Annotated in this window: 17 protein-coding genes, 1 pseudogene and 1 riboswitch; of the genes and pseudogenes, 8 read left to right on the forward strand and 10 right to left on the reverse strand. The window is 58.7% G+C overall.

What is annotated here, in order from left to right; all coding sequences use genetic code 11:
* Window positions 1–181: 181 nt before the first annotated feature.
* Window positions 182–1,591: an adenosylhomocysteinase gene (gene ahcY, locus B3I26_RS02965; protein ID WP_296254948.1), complete on the reverse strand. Its 1,410-nt coding sequence runs from the start codon at window positions 1,589–1,591 to the stop codon at window positions 182–184.
* A 20-nt stretch (window positions 1,592–1,611) separates the two neighbouring features.
* A riboswitch (S-adenosyl-L-homocysteine riboswitch) is annotated at window positions 1,612–1,720 on the reverse strand.
* Window positions 1,721–1,919: 199 nt separating this feature from the next.
* Here ahcY and B3I26_RS02970 point away from each other — a divergent pair.
* Entirely contained in the window at window positions 1,920–2,324 is a 405-nt protein-coding gene (locus B3I26_RS02970; protein ID WP_296254950.1) for an acyl-CoA thioesterase, read from the forward strand.
* 141 nt (window positions 2,325–2,465) lie between these two features.
* On the opposite strand, the gene otnI is transcribed toward B3I26_RS02970, so the two are convergent.
* The 4 genes and pseudogenes from otnI to B3I26_RS02990 all read right to left on the reverse strand — a co-directional run bounded on the left by otnI (window position 2,466) and on the right by B3I26_RS02990 (window position 5,584).
* Window positions 2,466–3,257 carry a 2-oxo-tetronate isomerase gene (otnI, locus tag B3I26_RS02975; protein WP_296254951.1) on the reverse strand — a complete coding sequence of 264 codons (792 nt, stop codon included), beginning with the start codon at window positions 3,255–3,257 and terminating at the stop codon, window positions 2,466–2,468.
* Window positions 3,258–3,451: 194 nt separating this feature from the next.
* A complete protein-coding gene (locus B3I26_RS02980) occupies window positions 3,452–4,102 on the reverse strand; it encodes an aldolase (RefSeq protein WP_296254953.1) in 651 nt (216 codons plus the stop codon).
* A pseudogene (gene otnK / locus B3I26_RS02985) lies at window positions 4,099–5,391 on the reverse strand (3-oxo-tetronate kinase). The gene B3I26_RS02980 and the pseudogene otnK overlap by 4 nt, the downstream one beginning before the upstream one ends.
* 10 nt (window positions 5,392–5,401) lie before the next feature.
* Window positions 5,402–5,584, reverse strand: a complete 183-nt coding sequence (locus B3I26_RS02990) for a hypothetical protein (protein WP_296255086.1) — start codon at window positions 5,582–5,584, stop codon at window positions 5,402–5,404.
* A 624-nt stretch (window positions 5,585–6,208) separates the two neighbouring features.
* Here B3I26_RS02990 and B3I26_RS02995 point away from each other — a divergent pair.
* Window positions 6,209–6,643: a hypothetical protein gene (locus B3I26_RS02995; RefSeq protein ID WP_296254956.1), complete on the forward strand. Its 435-nt coding sequence runs from the start codon at window positions 6,209–6,211 to the stop codon at window positions 6,641–6,643.
* A gap of 236 nt (window positions 6,644–6,879) precedes the next feature.
* On the opposite strand, the gene B3I26_RS03000 is transcribed toward B3I26_RS02995, so the two are convergent.
* Complete coding sequence (locus B3I26_RS03000) at window positions 6,880–7,695, reverse strand: DeoR/GlpR family DNA-binding transcription regulator (protein WP_296254958.1); 816 nt, start codon at window positions 7,693–7,695, stop codon at window positions 6,880–6,882.
* Between the two features lie 291 nt (window positions 7,696–7,986).
* On the opposite strand from B3I26_RS03000, the gene B3I26_RS03005 reads away from it, so the two are divergent.
* Window positions 7,987–8,373 (forward strand): MAPEG family protein, encoded by a 387-nt coding sequence (locus tag B3I26_RS03005; RefSeq protein ID WP_296254960.1) that lies wholly within the window; start codon window positions 7,987–7,989, stop codon window positions 8,371–8,373.
* A gap of 127 nt (window positions 8,374–8,500) precedes the next feature.
* A complete protein-coding gene (locus B3I26_RS03010; RefSeq protein WP_296255080.1) occupies window positions 8,501–8,929 on the forward strand; it encodes a c-type cytochrome in 429 nt (142 codons plus the stop codon).
* 22 nt (window positions 8,930–8,951) lie between these two features.
* Here B3I26_RS03010 and B3I26_RS03015 read toward each other — a convergent pair whose 3' ends face one another.
* Both B3I26_RS03015 and ligB read right to left on the reverse strand, forming a co-directional pair.
* A complete protein-coding gene (locus B3I26_RS03015; RefSeq protein WP_296254962.1) occupies window positions 8,952–9,371 on the reverse strand; it encodes a DUF1090 domain-containing protein in 420 nt (139 codons plus the stop codon).
* A gap of 59 nt (window positions 9,372–9,430) precedes the next feature.
* Window positions 9,431–11,113 (reverse strand): NAD-dependent DNA ligase LigB, encoded by a 1,683-nt coding sequence (gene ligB, locus B3I26_RS03020; RefSeq protein ID WP_296254963.1) that lies wholly within the window; start codon window positions 11,111–11,113, stop codon window positions 9,431–9,433.
* A gap of 319 nt (window positions 11,114–11,432) precedes the next feature.
* Between ligB and B3I26_RS03025 the strand changes: the two genes are divergently transcribed.
* From B3I26_RS03025 to B3I26_RS03040, 4 genes are all read left to right on the forward strand, one after another.
* Entirely contained in the window at window positions 11,433–12,203 is a 771-nt protein-coding gene (locus tag B3I26_RS03025) for a hypothetical protein (protein ID WP_296254965.1), read from the forward strand.
* Window positions 12,203–12,619 (forward strand): phage holin family protein, encoded by a 417-nt coding sequence (locus B3I26_RS03030; RefSeq protein ID WP_296254966.1) that lies wholly within the window; start codon window positions 12,203–12,205, stop codon window positions 12,617–12,619. The genes B3I26_RS03025 and B3I26_RS03030 overlap by 1 nt, the downstream gene beginning before the upstream one ends.
* Window positions 12,619–13,509, forward strand: a complete 891-nt coding sequence (locus B3I26_RS03035) for a DUF3618 domain-containing protein (protein ID WP_296254968.1) — start codon at window positions 12,619–12,621, stop codon at window positions 13,507–13,509. Before B3I26_RS03030 ends, B3I26_RS03035 begins: the two co-directional genes overlap by 1 nt.
* Window positions 13,510–13,670: 161 nt before the next feature.
* On the forward strand, window positions 13,671–14,291 hold the full coding sequence (locus B3I26_RS03040; protein ID WP_296254970.1) for a LysE family translocator: 621 nt from the start codon (window positions 13,671–13,673) through the stop codon (window positions 14,289–14,291).
* A gap of 70 nt (window positions 14,292–14,361) precedes the next feature.
* Here the strand turns inward: B3I26_RS03040 and B3I26_RS03045 are convergent, their stop codons facing one another.
* Both B3I26_RS03045 and B3I26_RS03050 read right to left on the reverse strand, forming a co-directional pair.
* The gene (locus B3I26_RS03045; protein WP_296255082.1) at window positions 14,362–14,712 is read right to left on the reverse strand and encodes a hypothetical protein; all 351 of its coding nucleotides are present in this window, start codon (window positions 14,710–14,712) and stop codon (window positions 14,362–14,364) included.
* Window positions 14,597–15,046 carry a Tc toxin subunit A gene (locus B3I26_RS03050; protein ID WP_296254971.1) on the reverse strand — a complete coding sequence of 150 codons (450 nt, stop codon included), beginning with the start codon at window positions 15,044–15,046 and terminating at the stop codon, window positions 14,597–14,599. Before B3I26_RS03050 ends, B3I26_RS03045 begins: the two co-directional genes overlap by 116 nt.
* Window positions 15,047–15,069 lie beyond the last annotated feature (23 nt).

Genomic DNA, 15,069 nt, shown 5'->3' on the forward strand with positions numbered 1-15,069 from the left:
CCAGCTGCAAGCTACAAGCCACAAGCGACAAGAGGGCGGTGCGCCTGATCCTGTCGCTTAAGACTTGAGGTTTGGTGCTGCTAGTGCGTGAAGATGACGATGTGCAAGCTCTGGCGCTGCAAGTGAAGGCGAGACCGATGGCCTTCACTTGCAGCTTATGGCTTGCCGCTCAAAACTGCTGTCAGTACCGGTAAGCGTGCGGCTTGAACGGACCTTCGACGGTCACGCCGATGTAGTCGGCCTGGGTCTTGGTCAGCTTGGTCACGACGCCGCCGAAGCCGCGTACCATTTCCAATGCCACTTCTTCGTCCAGCTTCTTGGGCAAGACTTCGACGGTCAGACGCTCGGCTTTCTGAGCCGGGCTCAGATCGGCGTATTTCTGGCCGAACAGGAAGATCTGGGCCAGCACCTGGTTAGCGAACGATCCGTCCATGATGCGGCTTGGGTGCCCGGTGGCGTTGCCCAGGTTTACCAGGCGGCCTTCGGCCAGCAGGATCAGGTAGTCATCGTTCTGTGCGTCGAACTGGCCAGCGCCGGTGCGATGGATCTTGTGCACCTGCGGCTTCACTTCTTCCCATGCCCAGTTCTTGCGCATGAAGGCTGTATCGATTTCGTTGTCGAAGTGACCGATGTTGCAGACCACCGCGCGTTTCTTCAGCGCCTTGAGCATGTTCGCGTCGCAGACGTTGACGTTACCGGTGGTGGTCACGATCAGGTCGATCTTGCCGAGCAGCGCTTTGTCGATGCTGGCTTCGGTGCCGTCGTTTTCACCGTCGATAAACGGCGAAACCAGCTCGAAGCCGTCCATGCAGGCTTGCATGGCGCAGATCGGGTCGACTTCGGACACCTTGACGATCATGCCTTCCTGACGCAGCGACTGAGACGAGCCCTTGCCCACATCACCGTAACCGATGACCAGGGCTTGCTTGCCGGACAGCAAGTGGTCGGTACCGCGCTTGATCGCATCGTTCAGGCTATGACGGCAACCGTATTTGTTGTCGTTCTTGCTCTTGGTGACCGAGTCGTTGACGTTGATCGCAGGGATCTTCAATTCGCCCTTGGCCAGCATGTCCAGCAAGCGGTGTACGCCAGTGGTGGTTTCTTCGGTGACGCCGTGGATCTTGTCCAGCATCGCCGGGTATTTCTTGTGCAGGATCTCGGTCAGGTCGCCGCCGTCGTCGAGGATCATGTTGGCGTCCCAAGGCTGGCCGTCCTTGAGGATGGTCTGTTCGATGCACCACTCGTACTCTTCTTCGGTCTCGCCTTTCCAGGCGAAGACAGGGATGCCGGCAGCGGCGATGGCAGCAGCGGCCTGATCCTGAGTCGAGAAAATGTTGCAGGACGACCAGCGTACTTCGGCACCCAGGGCAACCAGGGTTTCGATCAGCACGGCAGTCTGAATGGTCATGTGGATGCAGCCGAGGATCTTCGCGCCCTTGAGCGGTTGCTCGTCGGCATATTTGCGGCGCAGGCCCATCAGGGCAGGCATTTCGGATTCAGCGATGATGGTCTCGCGACGACCCCAGGCGGCCAGGGAAATGTCGGCGACCTTGTAGTCGTTGAAATCGTTGGGCGTCAGTACAGCGCTCATAGGAGTCTCCATTCGTAGGGTGCGAATGGGCGCCGTTGTGCGTTTAAAGCTTGATCGGCGCAAGGCCTGACCAAACAACGCCCTCTCCGAGCCTGACAGGTCTGACCTGCTGCAGCGCCCCTCGGACAGGTGGCGGGAAACGGCATCAAGCGGTGATAACCGTTTTTTGAAGCGGTGGCGATTATAACGGCCTCGGAGAAATAGCCCAATAGGTCGTTTCAGATAAATGACGGATGACTAATCAAGACCATAGTCGATGCTCAATGGAGGTAAACGCGACGGGCTGGCACTATGCTCGACATCTAAAGGCAGATGACTGGAGCACACCATGAACTTCCACACTCGCAAGTGGGTAAAACCCGAAGACCTCAACCCGAACGGCACGCTGTTCGGAGGCAGTCTGCTGCGCTGGATCGACGAAGAGGCGGCGATCTATGCCATCGTTCAGCTGGGCAATCAGCGAGTGGTGACCAAGTACATTTCCGAGATCAACTTCGTCAGCGCCTCGCGCCAGGGCGACATCATCGAACTGGGCATCACCGCCACCGAGTTCGGTCGCACCTCAATCACCCTGACCTGCCAGGTGCGCAACAAGATCACCCGTAAAAGCATTCTGACGGTCGAGAAAATGGTTTTCGTAAACCTTGGCGAAGACGGCTTGCCCGCGCCCCATGGCAAGACCCAAATCAGTTACGTGAAGGATCAGTTCAAGGAAGATGTGATCAACGAGTGATTTGCGAGGCGCCACAAAACCCGTTGGAGCTGCTGCAGGTTACGACAGTGGCGAAGCGGGTTGCCTGACACACCGCATTCGCCACTGTCGTAACCTTGCGTAGCTCCTACAGAGGGATTTGCACAGGATTTGCGGTATCACTCAGCAAGGATTACCCGCCTTCCAATCCCGCAACCACTGTAACCCTTTGCTGGTATCGCCACGCGGGCGGTATTCACAGCCGATCCAGCCGGCGTAGCCCAGCCGGTCGATTTCTTCGAACAACCACGGATAGTTCACTTCGCCCAGGCTCGGTTCATGACGGTCCGGCACGCCAGCGATCTGGATATGGCCGATACCTGCGAAATCCCGACGCAGCTTGGTGATGACATCGCCTTCGACGATTTGGCAGTGATAGAAGTCGAACTGCACTTTCAGATTGCCTGCGCCGACCTCCTTGCACACCGCTTGCCCCTGATCCTGACGATTGAGGAAAAAACCCGGCATGTCGCGAGTATTGATCGGTTCGATTAGCACGGTGACGCCAGCCTTCGCCGCTTCCTGCGCGGCGTAGGACAGGTTTTCCAGATAGACCGCGTGATGCCGCTCACGCAGGTCTTCGCTCGGCAGCAAGCCTGCCATCACGTGAATCCGGTCGTTACCCAGCACCTGCGCGTATTCCAATGCCTGCTCGAGGCCGTTGCGAAATTCGCTTTCACGGCCCGGCAACGAGGCAATCCCGCGCTCGCCCTTGCTCCAGTCACCAGGCGGCGCGTTGAACAGCACCTGAGCCAGGCCGAAGTCGTCCAGCCGCCGTTTGATTTCGGCGGCGCTGAACGCGTACGGAAACAGGTATTCCACGCCTTTGAAGCCGTCAGCCGCCGCCGCAGAAAAACGAGCGAGAAAGTCGTGTTGCGGATACAGCATGCTGAGGTTGGCAGCGAAACGAAGCATGATTGTGTCCTGAAAGGGTTAAACGAAAGGCCAGATTAGTAGTGCCTTCAAAAAAACCAAAGTGCCCGAACGCTTACTGACAGGTCCAGATGAGTCATGGCGTCATGTCGTGGGTGTCCTGTTTTTAGGGTTTTCGGCAACGCCGCGGCGTCTGAGACCGATAAAACGGCCCCCCGCTCAGAGTGCCTGGTGGATTACCAAGCCACACCGAAGGTCTGGCGCAGGTCTTCCAGGGCCGCTGCGTCCAGCGGCTTGGGTTTGGGGTTGCTCATCAGCCACAGGCGCGCGGTCTCCTCCAGTTCCTCCAGAGCGTAGGCCGCTTTGGCGACCGAGCTTTCCCAGATCACCGGTCCCAGCCGCTCCAGCATCACCCCACGCACGCTGTTCGCCAGTTTAGCCACCTGCTCGGCGACGTTCGGTGAGCCGGGGCGCTCATAGGCGATCAGCGGAATATGCCCGACCTTCATCACCTGATAGGGCGTGATCGGCGGCAGGATGGCGTCCGGGTGCCACACGCCCGCCAGCGTCAATGCGACCAAATGCGTGGAGTGGGTGTGTACCACGCCGCCGACGCCTGGATTGCGGTCGTAGACCTCGCGATGCAGCATCAGGGTCTTGGAGGGTTTATCCCCGCAGACCCATTCGCCGGCCAGATTGACCTTGGCGATGGCCGTCGGATCAAGGCGACCCAGGCACGCGTCGGTTGGCGTGATCAACCAGCCGTCCTCCAGACGCGCGCTGATGTTGCCAGCGCTGCCCACGGTGTAGCCGCGACCGAACAGCAGCCGGCCTATGTCGCAGATTTCATCGCGCAGCTTGTTTTCGGCGCTTGCCTGGCGGCTCATTTAACACCTCCTGCGAGCTGCTTCAGGGCTTTGTCGAAGAAATCGCGGCCACCGAAGTTGCCGGACTTCAGTGCCAGTGCCAACGGTTTATCGCCACTGCTGATGGTCGCCGGCACGCCGGGATCGATCTGTGCCCCGATCTTCAGCAGGTTCACGCCCAATGCCTGAACCACCGCCCCCGACGTCTCGCCGCCGCGACGACGAAGCGTTTGGCGCCGGCATCCAACAGGCCGCGGGCGATCTTGCCCAAGGCGTCTTCAACCATCGCGCCTGTGCGCTCGACACCGAGTTTTTGCTGCACCGCCTTGACTTCTTCGGGGCTACTGGTGGCGTAGATCAACACGGTCTGGCCTGCGTCGCGAGCGAAGGCCAGAGCCTGCTCGACCACTGGCTTGCCGTCGGCCAGCGCCAGCGGGTCGATGCGCAGGGCAGGGCGCCTGGCGTCGAGCCACGCAGCCACCTGGTCATTGGTGGCGACCGAGGCGCTACCGGCCAATACCACCTCGCCGCCTTCGACCTGTTCAAGCTGCGCAGCGTCGATGTCGCGCAGCTTGCCAGCCTTGCGGAAATTGCCCGGCAGGCCCAGTGCCAGACCCGAGCCGCCGGTCAGCAGCGGCAGGTCAGCGCAGGCTTCGCCGAGGGTATACAGGTCGGCGTCGGACAATGCGTCGGCAATCGCCATGGTCACGCCATCGGCACGCAGCTCGGCGATGCGCGCACGCACCCCCTCCACGCCTTTGGCAATACTGTCGTAACGCAGCAGGCCGACTTTCTTGCGGGTTTGTGATTGCAGCACGCGCACCAGATTGGCGTCGGTCATCGGCGTCAGTGGATGGTTTTGCATGCCGCATTCGTTGAGCAGCTGGTCCTGCACGAACAAATGACCACGGAAGATCGTGCGGCCGTTTTCCGGGAACGCGGGACAAGCGAGGGTGAAGTCGCTGTCTAGGGCTGCGAGCAATGCTTCGCTGACCTGGCCAATATTGCCTTTGGCGGTCGAATCGAAGGTCGAGCAGTATTTGAAGAAAATCTGCTCGCAGCCGCGATCACGCAGCCATTGCAGTGCTTGAAGCGATTCTGCAACTGCTTGCGCAGCGAGGGTAGTACGGGATTTCAAGGCGATGACGATAGCATCGGCATCCAGCTCGGCAAGGCTTTGGGCGCTTGGAATGCCGATGCTCTGTACGGTACGCATGCCTCCGCGCACCAGCATATTGGCAAGGTCCCGTGGCGCCGGTGAAGTCGTCGGCAATGCAGCCCAGCAGCGGGCGCGGATTGGTAGTGCTCATGGGGGGGGCCTCAGTCGTTGGCAGCGGGCAGGGGGATGCCCGGGAAGATGTTGATCACCGCAGAGCCGTTTTCACGACCCAAGCCTGCGGTCGAGCCCTGCATGAGTATCGGGTGAGCGCTAGGCGACAGGGAGCGCGCGATGCCCAGGCCCATCTCGCCCAATCCAATGACGTCGACATGCTTGTTATCCATGAAGCTCTCCCCGCTTGGAGTGCCGGTGTGTCGTCAGCACTCGAACAATGTTTGTTCTGATCGGGTAAGGATAGTGAACCAGTGATCGGATAATGTTAAGCTTCTTTTTTATTTAACAAATATTAACATTGCTTGTTTTTTGATCAATGCCCGACATCTTCACGACGTGATAGGGGCTGAGGGATTGGCACACGTCTGCGTCCAGGCGAATTCATTCGCAACCTGAAGAATCGCCACGACGCAACTTAATCAGTTTACTTTCGGATAGTTTCTTTTGGCATGGTCGCCGGTTATCTGATTTCGAATAATTCTAGAATGAACACGCTCATGGGCTATTGTAATTATTGCGAACAGCTGAATAGCTATTAAGGCGAGTGCAGGTCGGCAGCAAAATAGCCTTCTGTTGACGTTTTCGTTATTTAAGTGCTCAGACGCTGAAAGCGCCAGCGACGCTATTTTATGGTGTGTCCTGAGATGGGGCTTTAGGAGTGGGCCGCTGGTCAGAGTTTTTATAGGCCTCTGCGCGTTGCCTTGACCTTTTGAAGTTTGGCATTAATAGTAAATAGGTAGCGGGTTGGAGAGTTTGGTCGATTGAAGCAAAGCATGCTTATGGAGATTATCGTTATGACTGCGATTAGTTTGAAACTAAAAACCGATTTAAGATCAGAAGCTGAGTTTCGCGGTAAGGTCGAGCCGGAGGGAGATACAGGGTATAAATTTTCCGGCGATCTCACCGCTAGCTGCAAGCTGGACAGGAAAGCCACGGGCTTTGATAACATTGTGCGACTTGGACATGGCAGCTCATCAGGCGAATATACGTATCTGGAGTTCAAGCTCGTTGGAGACTCGAATAACACCTTTATAGTGAGAGGCCAAGGAACAAGGGCGGCTGAGGATTCGGTGGATTTTCGTCTGGGTATTAATGAGGGTTTCAAGGGTAGCTACATTGACGGGAGTAAAGTAACCGTTGATATAGAGGAAGATTCTACCAGATCCTCTCCATTAGAGAGTTACGTTACCGCTGTGAACTCAAAAATCGATTTATCACGCAAAGAATGACCCCGCAGAAAAAATAAAGGGTGAAGTGGGCGTTGATGCGAGTGCCCACGTCCACCGTCTTTATCGGTGTTATTATTTTCAGTTTCGTTAAATGCCTTTCCGTCGGCAGTGGTTGTGCCTTCGCGATCCGCTACTTCGCCTTTATCGCCTCAGATAGGTATTGAGAACCAAAGACATCTTCATGCAATAGCACATGGCAAACTGTTCAGGCTACAAATACTAATCCAGCGTCAGCGTTATCGCTCAACCGAAGCCAACATCACATCCACTCCAAGGGCCCGGATGCTTTCAGCCGCCGCTTCCGCCAGTCCGTTATCGCTGATGATCGTGTCGAACTGCTCAAGCCCGGCCACTTTGTACATGCCGAACGTGCCGTACTTGGAGCTGGTGGTCAGTAACACACTGCGCGAGGCCGCGTGCATGGCAGCTTGCTTGACCTCGACCTTCAGCGCTGAAGGGGTGGTCGTGCCACGCTGCAAATCCCACGAGCTGGTCGACATGAACGCCACATCCGTAGCCAGTTGCCGCAAGGTCGCCGCCGCCAGCCCGCCGACGCAGGAGCGGTTGGGATGATCCAGCAGGCCGCCGGTGTGAATCACGTCCACGTGCGTGGCATCGGCCAGTGCATTGACCACGCCGAAGTCGTTGGTGACCACCGTCATGCCTGATAGGGCGGCAATGTACGGCACAATTTCCAACGTGCTGGTCCCGGCGTCCAGGTACACGGTCATCTCGGCATGCAGCAGCCCGGCGGCCAGTTTCGCCATGGCCTGCTTGTGCGGCAGTTCGATCACCGCCTTGGACTGATGGCTTGGCTCGCTGTGAACCTGACTGGCGATGCGCACGCCGCCGGTGACCGAATAAGCGCGGCCACTCTGTTCGAGCAAGGCAATATCGCGGCGGATGGTCATGTGCGAGCAGTCGAACATCTCCATCAGCTGATGCACGCTTAACACTTGATGCCTGCGCAGCTGGCGCATTATCAACTCCCTGCGCTGATCGGGAATCATGGGCGCTGCACCACTGACGGTGGTGTCTTCTTCGCTGGACATTCAGGCTCCTGGGGCATCGGCACGCTTTCGCGGTGGCTGGCATCTTAGCCAATCGTTCGCGTTGTGGCAGCACTCAAAGGTGGGCGCCGCAAAATGGGTGGCTGTGTGCGATGCGTTAAATCCATCTATCCTTCGCGACGCGCAGGCCACTGGCCGATCCGCCGAGGTCGTGGGCGACTCGCCTACACGCCCATGTCGAAGAACCTTTCGCTGCGCGGTGGCTCTTAGCTGTGGGCAGATAATGCCCGGAACGCTTCTGATGAAGCTCAAAAATTCAAAAGGATGATGCAAATGACCGTTGCCTTCTGGTGCGTGTTGATCGTGATTCTGTTGCCGCTGGTGTGCACCTCGATTGCCAAGTTCAGCAGCGGCAAGTTTGGCGCCCGGCAAAACCACAACCCGCGGGATTTCCTCGATAAACTCGAAGGTCTGCCGCGTCGTGCCCATGCTGCGCAACAGAACAGCTTCGAAGCGATTCCCGGATTTGCCGCCGGGGTGATCATCGCCCACGTGGCAGGCGTCGCGCAGTTGGTGACCATCGACGTGCTGGCGGTGCTGTTCGTCACCAGCCGCCTGCTGTACATCATCTTCTATCTGGCGGATCTCGCGGCGCTGCGCTCGCTGGTGTGGTTCATCGGTCTGGCGCTGGTGGTTGCGTTGTTTGGCGTTTCGGTCTGATCGTTCGGTCATTGGTTTTCATGGTGCAGGTTCAGGCGATCCATTTTTTCAGCGTGGGGATGCCGCGCCCTCCAAGAGCGTTGCCGTGAAAAGATCGCTGAGCAGTTCGTTGTTAAAGGTCACGGGGATGGTGCTGGTCGCCGGTTTGACGCTTGTCGCCTGCGGTGGAGTCGACCCTGATTCGCCGTTGGGCCAGCGCAAGGCCATCTTCAAGCAGATGCTCAAGACCAGTGAAGACATCGGCGGCATGTTGCGCGGCCGCTTGCCGTTCGACGGCACCAGGTTCGCCGAAGGTGCAGTCAGGCTCGACGCACTTTCGCACGAACCTTGGAAGCATTTCCCTGCGGTGAAAGAGGCCGAGCACACAAGCGCCAAGGACGCCGTCTGGCAACGGCAGGCGCGGTTTCAGGAATTGGCTCGGGCGCTGGAGGCCCGAACCGGCGAACTGGTGCTAGCCACGCAGCAATTGCAGCTGAGCCCGGCAAACATGATCGCGCCGATGAACAACGTCGAAGCTGCGTGCGATGCGTGTCACAAGGAGTTTCGAAATCACTGACGCTTGGCCGTTCAGGTAGACGTCATTCGTCATCTTCATCGGGCTGTAATTGCTCCAGCTTCTGCTGTTCGTCCTGCAATTCCTTGCGCGATTCGGCGAGTTTATCTTTGCGCTTATTGATTTTGTCGGGGTCGCCCTTTTTCATGGCTTTGTCCAGATCCGCCTGCCGCGTGCTGACCTCGCGCTTGGCGTCGAGCACTTTCTTTTCCTGCTCCTTGAGCAGGCTGGCATCGGTACAGTTGGCGGATACTTCGCTCAGTGCCTTTTCCAGGCCGGCTTGCTGATTGTCGTTGCCCGCCGCCTTGGCCTGTTCGAGTTGGGCGCTGATCGCCTGGCGCTTGGCCGCACAGCCGCTCAGCTCGGGCGCTTGCTCGGCGGCGAACGTGGGCGCCGCCAATAACCCCAGGACGGTGAACACCCACAATGGTGACAAGAACTTCATGAATACTCCTTGAGAAACACATTCCCGGGCTATTGAACCGTCGCCCGGGATAAAAATGACTAAAAACCCTTGATGCCTTGCTCCCGCAGCTGCCTGCTCAATGCCTGCACGTGCGGGTCCTGAAAAAATGCATGCAACTGCCTCGCACGGCCAGGGCCAATCCCGGACTCTGCTTGCCACTCATCGATGCTGCGGGCTGCTAGCCCGGACCAGGAGTCGCCCAGATGCGCATGGGCGGCGGGCGGTAAACCGATGGCTTTGAGCCAAGTTTCGAACGATTGTTCGCGCGCCCCCTGAAAACTCCCCAACAGTCTAGCGCTGCTGCGCTCACCGAGGCCGGGAATATTGCGCAGTTGGGCAGCGTCCAGGTGCATCCAGGCCAATAGATCGTCCATCACGCCAGCGTTGATCAGCTTGTCCCAGGTACCCGGTCCTACACCACTGAGCGCAAGGCCCTTCTTGCTGCTGAGCCATTTCAGGCGCTCCCGAAACTGACGCTCGCAACCCTCGGTCGGCTGCCAGCAACTGAGCGGGTGGTAGTCTGCCGCATTCGGTACAGGTAACGGGATACGATCGACACTTCGTGTCACAACTTCGTCCAGTCGCGGAATGGTCAGCCCGGCCAAGCTGATGGCCACCTGGTCACCGGGGCGAATATCCAGCCTCTGCCAGCGTTTTAGCGACCCCGCGCTCACCCGGCTGATCGTGCGGTCATCCAGATGCACCGGTTCGACATCCAGCACCGGCGTGATTTTCCCGCTGCGGCCCACGTTGAAATTCACTTTGCGTACTTCAGCCAGCACCCGTGCGAACGGGTATTTCCATGCGGCGATCCAGTAAGGCGCTTTCGCCTGCCAGCGCTGTGCCGGCGGGCGCTCGCCCTGACGAATCACCACGCCATCGCTGGCGAATGGCAAAGGATGTCTGTACCAGTGCTCCCGCCAATTCTTCGCCTGAGCAAAGCCCTGCATCGGTTCGCTGAAACGCAGGCTGTCTTCGAAACCCAGTGCTCGCAGGCTGGCAAGGCGTTCGCGCATGCCTGCCGGCCCATCTGGCCAGTCCCAGATAAACAGGCCAACCTGCGCGCCCTCATCTTCACTGATGGCATTACGTGCCAGCAATCCCGCTACTTTGCTGCGGGCATTGAGACTTCCTGCTTTGGCCTGGACATGGTCTTTCAGTCGCCAATACAGCTCGCCTTGTAATACCAACGTGTCCTGCCAAGCAATATGGCGGGGGATCGCCTCGATTCGCTGAGCATGTCCGGTCCAGTTCTGCCCCTTGATTCCATCACCGCGGCTGATCGCCTGCACCAGCGTGCCCTTCTCATAAACCAGCGTGACAGCGACGCCATCGACCTTCGGTTGTATCCAAAGGTCATTTCGTCCGTTGAGCCACGCACGCACGGCGACTTCATCGCGCAGCTTGTTCAGCCCGGTATGGGGAATCGGGTGAGCGACCGGCCCGCCGGCGGTTTTCAGCGGGTTATCGGTGATCGAGTGGCTGGCAAAGCAGGCTCGAAGGTACTCAAGGCGCTGGCGCGATTGGTCATAAAGCTCGTCGGCCACCAGTGACACACCCTGTCGATGGTAGCTGTCGTCCCATCGCTCGATTTGCGCCTGTTGCAGGGCTATCTCGCTTCTGGCTTTTACCGGTGACCAGTCAGGACAGGTTTGAGCCTCGGCGAAGGTGAACAGGGTGGCGGACAATGTGAGAACGGTCACGCGGAGGGAGAAGGGCATTTGAGCTTCCTTGCCTGGGGATAAGCGAGCAAGGCTAAGCGGTGCCAGCACAACATTCGCGCCTGCGTGGTTACCGCATTTGTCGAAGCACAATCCAGCATTTGCACGTGGCTACGTGCCTGCATCGAAGCCGCTGAAGGCCGCCAAACGTCTTACTTTCAGCCCTCGTATGACCATCCGTCACTCTTGGCGAACTCTGCGTGTTGCCGCTGGCTCAATCCTTTGTAACGAGTCTGTTGTCCGGTACGAACCGCGACGGTAACCCGGCCGTATCCAATGCCGTGCGCGCCTTTTCTTTAGATGGAAGATGGTGAATGACATGCCTACTACGTACGAGACCTCTCAAGGCGAAGAACGCCGGACACCGCCCCCCGCCGAGCACCTACAGGATCTGCAGGATGATGCCCAGGCCCTGTTGAATACCGCTCGCGAGCAAGGTTCGGCCAAGCTGGACGAATACCGCGGCACCGCAGCCGACCAGCTCGAAAGCCTGGCCCAGACTGCGCAATCCGCCGCCGAGCAAATGCAGGACAAAGACACATTGGGCCTTTCGAACTACGTGACCGATGCAGCGCAGAGCCTGACCACGCTGGCTGACAACCTGCGCAACAAAAGCGCCGAAGAACTGTTACAGCAGACCGGGCAGCTGGCTCGCGACAATCCGGCCTTGTTTCTGGCAGGCAGCATCGCGCTGGGCTTTGGCCTGTCGCGCTTCTTGCGAGCCTCCAAGCCCGATATCAACGCGAGCGCAAGCCCAGCCTCTGGCGATGAGAGCGAGCAGAACGGCACCTGGAAGCGTGATAAACCCGGATACGCCGCAGGCCCGCAGGGCGCTGACGAAGGGTTTACAGCCAGTGGAGCGGATGTGCACCACAGCGGGCAGCCAGAGAATGCTCGCTCTACGGAAGGCCAATTCTCCTCCTCCTCTTCCTCCGCCGCGGGTGCCGCGGACTCCGGGATTAAACCGTCCGGCGCAGAACTGGGCAGTTTCGAGAACAATGACCCCTACGCAGGCTCCTCAACCACCGGTAGCCAGCCAGGAAGCGTCATTCCTGTACAGCCCACGCCGAAACGTGAAGGAGAACTGTGATGGCCGTCAATTCTGATCTGCCCCCTCGCGAGGGCGTGGAAGGCGACACCTCGGTGCTGGGCCTGATTCGTCAACTGGCCCATGAAGTACCGGTATTGGTCGGCAAGGAACTGGCGCTGGCAAAGGCTGAGATACGCGCCTCAATCGAAACCACCAAGGCGGGTGTAAGTGCGGTCGCGGGCGGGGCGGTGGTCATGCTCGCCGGGCTGGTGATTTTGCTGATGGCAGCGGTGTATGCCTTGGCAATGGTCCTGGCGCCTTGGCTGGCTGCACTGATCGTGGGCGTCGTGGCGATGCTGGTCGGCTATTTGATGATTAAGGCCGGCAAGAAGCAGTTCGAACCGTCCCACTTCACGCCCGAACGCACCATGAATTCCTTGCATAAAGACAAGCAAGCCATTCAGAGGAAAGTCTGATGAACAACGATAACAGTTTCGCTAATCAAGACAGTCTCGACAGCACGACCCGGTTCGAAGCCGACTCGCAAAAGACTCCTGAAGAACTGGAGCTGGAGATCGATCAACGCAGGGCCAGTATCGGCAGTTTGGTGGACGCGCTGGAAAGCAAGCTCTCGCCGGGTCAGATGGTCGACCAAGCGCTGGCTTACGCCAAAGGCAACGGCGGCGAGTTTTTCACCAATCTGGGCAATACCGTCAAAGCCAATCCTTTACCGACCGTTCTCACTTCGGTGGGCCTGCTATGGCTGGCACTGGGGCAAAATCGCAAGCCTGCTAGCGATGAAGGCTCAGTGTTTGGGGGGCTTGCTGATCGCGCCAGCGGTATCGCCGAACAGGTGGGTGATACCTTTGGTAATGCCAAGGCACGGGTCCAGGAAACCGCTGCCAAAATGAAAGCCAAGGCCAGTCACGTGTCCGATCAGGCCAGTGGTTTGGGCGACAGTGTCAGTGACCTCGGGCACCGTGCTCAGGATGGCTTGTCCGACGCCAACGCCCGCCTGCACTCGGGTGCACAACAGGCAGGCGAAACCCTGCGCCGCCAGGGGCAAAATCTGCAGTCCAGCCTGACTTACATGCTGCGCGAGCAACCCTTGGCAGTTGCCGCCATCGGGGTTGCGTTGGGTGCCGCACTTGGCGCCGCACTGCCTGCCACGGAGAAGGAAAACCAGCTCATGGGCGCCGCCAGCGACAAGGTGACCGGCCGGGTCAAAGACTTGGCGACCGACACCTATAGCAAGGCCAGCGACATGGGCAAGGATTTCGTCGATAACGTGAAGTCCCAAGCCGCTGCTCAACCGCCGAAACCGGAGGCTGGCGGCGACGCGCCGCCCAACGCGTCAGCCGTGTAATACCCGCCTCAACAAGGCCGCCTGCGGTGAGGCGGCCTTTATTGCTCAGCGTCAGCGAGCGGTACAGTCCCGATGCATTTCGTTTTGCAGCTGTCTCTTGAGCCCATTCAAGCGGCATGCAAAATGGTGCCTTAATTCTGTGCCTGAAAGGACGCCCAGCAATGGACCTCTCGACCCTCGCCGTTTTCATTCCCGCCTGCTTCGCCCTGAACATGGCCCCTGGCCCTAACAACCTGTTGTCGATCAGCAACGCCTCGCGTTACGGATTTATCCGCGCGTGTACAGGCGGGCTAGGACGGCTGCTGGCATTCGCGATCATGATTGCCCTGGCGGCGGTAGGTCTGACTGCCGTTTTGCATACTTCAGAATGGCTGTTCCACGTGATCAAGATCATTGGCGCGGCGTATCTGTTCTACCTGGCCATCCAACTGTGGCGCGCTTCGGCGCAATCCCACATTGAAGAAACGACCGCGCAAGGCGGACTGCGGCGGCTGGCGCAGCAAGAGTTTCTGGTCGCCATCGGCAACCCCAAGGCGATTCTGCTGTTCACCGCATTCTTGCCGCAGTTTGTCGATCACTCAGGTGCTGTCACTACCCAGTTCGTACAACTGGGCGCGATGTTTCTGGCGCTCGAATGCATGGCCATCGCCCTGTATGGCTACATGGGTATCCACGCTCGCCGCCTGTTCGCCAGACCGAGTGGCAAGCGCTTGTTCAATCGGCTGTGCGCGGGCTTGTTGGCCAGCGCTGCGTCGTTTTTGCTGGTAGCACGGCGCGCATAACGAAAAAAACCCTGCCGATCGTCATCGGCAGGGGTCTGGCAAGCGTGCTTTGGACCGAAATCAAGCCGCATCAGGTTCGGATGTCTTTACGCAACGTTGCGATTTTATCGACCAGGGCGCTGCCACCGGGCTGCGCGGTGTACACCAGATTGAGTTGGATGTCTGTGACGACCAATTCCCCGTTCGCGTTTATCAGCGACTTGGCGAACTCACTGCCGGGCACGTGCAACTGCCAGTCCGAAATGGCGCCTGTGCCCTCGAACGGCAAGTAGCGACCGTCATGAAACATCAGTTCGTACACCCATTCATTCGGCCCAAAGCCCAAGCCGTCTTCCAACGTCGAGGACGACAGGGCGATCTGTTGCTGGGCGCGCAGGTTGCGCTTGATGCTGGCCGGCGATGTGGCGGTTGGTGTGTACAGGTACTCGGCGCCCGCGCTCTCTGGTTTGACGAGCGTGGTGTTGCTGGTCTGGGGTGAGGGCATTGATCGAAAGGGTCAGCGGCGGGATCTGTTTTTCCAGGCCCTCCTGATTCAGCAGCAGCTCACCAATGTCGGGTCGGCGATGCGCCAGCGTGAAGCGTTCGTCCGATTCGCTGGTCGCTTCCAGCGCCAGTACTTGTTGATACAGGGCATGCAGGTAGGCGACCGGGCCACTGTTGGCTTCCAGTGCATCGGGTGCACACCTGTCGGCCAATTGTTCGGGAAAGAGCGTGGCGTAGGTGGCGGCGGCGGGCGTGTTGGTAGTGCTTGGCATGACGGATTCTTCCTTGATTCAGT

The organism is Pseudomonas sp. UBA5706 (assembly GCF_002419965.1).
In the GTDB taxonomy this organism is placed as follows: domain Bacteria; phylum Pseudomonadota; class Gammaproteobacteria; order Pseudomonadales; family Pseudomonadaceae; genus Aquipseudomonas.

What these genes read in the sequence shown, in the direction of transcription:
- B3I26_RS03025 (WP_296254965.1), top strand. Translation starts at nt 11,433, where the DNA reads ATGCCTACTACGTACGAGACCTCTCAAGGCGAAGAACGCCGGACACCG.
- B3I26_RS02970 (WP_296254950.1), top strand. Translation starts at nt 1,920, where the DNA reads ATGAACTTCCACACTCGCAAGTGGGTAAAACCCGAAGACCTCAACCCG.
- ligB (WP_296254963.1), bottom strand. Translation starts at nt 11,113, where the DNA reads ATGCCCTTCTCCCTCCGCGTGACCGTTCTCACATTGTCCGCCACCCTG.
- B3I26_RS03030 (WP_296254966.1), top strand. Translation starts at nt 12,203, where the DNA reads ATGGCCGTCAATTCTGATCTGCCCCCTCGCGAGGGCGTGGAAGGCGAC.
- B3I26_RS03015 (WP_296254962.1), bottom strand. Translation starts at nt 9,371, where the DNA reads ATGAAGTTCTTGTCACCATTGTGGGTGTTCACCGTCCTGGGGTTATTG.
- B3I26_RS03040 (WP_296254970.1), top strand. Translation starts at nt 13,671, where the DNA reads ATGGACCTCTCGACCCTCGCCGTTTTCATTCCCGCCTGCTTCGCCCTG.
- B3I26_RS03000 (WP_296254958.1), bottom strand. Translation starts at nt 7,695, where the DNA reads ATGTCCAGCGAAGAAGACACCACCGTCAGTGGTGCAGCGCCCATGATT.
- ahcY (WP_296254948.1), bottom strand. Translation starts at nt 1,591, where the DNA reads ATGAGCGCTGTACTGACGCCCAACGATTTCAACGACTACAAGGTCGCC.
- B3I26_RS02995 (WP_296254956.1), top strand. Translation starts at nt 6,209, where the DNA reads ATGACTGCGATTAGTTTGAAACTAAAAACCGATTTAAGATCAGAAGCT.
- otnI (WP_296254951.1), bottom strand. Translation starts at nt 3,257, where the DNA reads ATGCTTCGTTTCGCTGCCAACCTCAGCATGCTGTATCCGCAACACGAC.
- B3I26_RS03005 (WP_296254960.1), top strand. Translation starts at nt 7,987, where the DNA reads ATGACCGTTGCCTTCTGGTGCGTGTTGATCGTGATTCTGTTGCCGCTG.
- B3I26_RS03010 (WP_296255080.1), top strand. Translation starts at nt 8,501, where the DNA reads ATGGTGCTGGTCGCCGGTTTGACGCTTGTCGCCTGCGGTGGAGTCGAC.
- B3I26_RS03050 (WP_296254971.1), bottom strand. Translation starts at nt 15,046, where the DNA reads ATGCCAAGCACTACCAACACGCCCGCCGCCGCCACCTACGCCACGCTC.
- B3I26_RS02980 (WP_296254953.1), bottom strand. Translation starts at nt 4,102, where the DNA reads ATGAGCCGCCAGGCAAGCGCCGAAAACAAGCTGCGCGATGAAATCTGC.
- B3I26_RS03035 (WP_296254968.1), top strand. Translation starts at nt 12,619, where the DNA reads ATGAACAACGATAACAGTTTCGCTAATCAAGACAGTCTCGACAGCACG.
- B3I26_RS02990 (WP_296255086.1), bottom strand. Translation starts at nt 5,584, where the DNA reads ATGGATAACAAGCATGTCGACGTCATTGGATTGGGCGAGATGGGCCTG.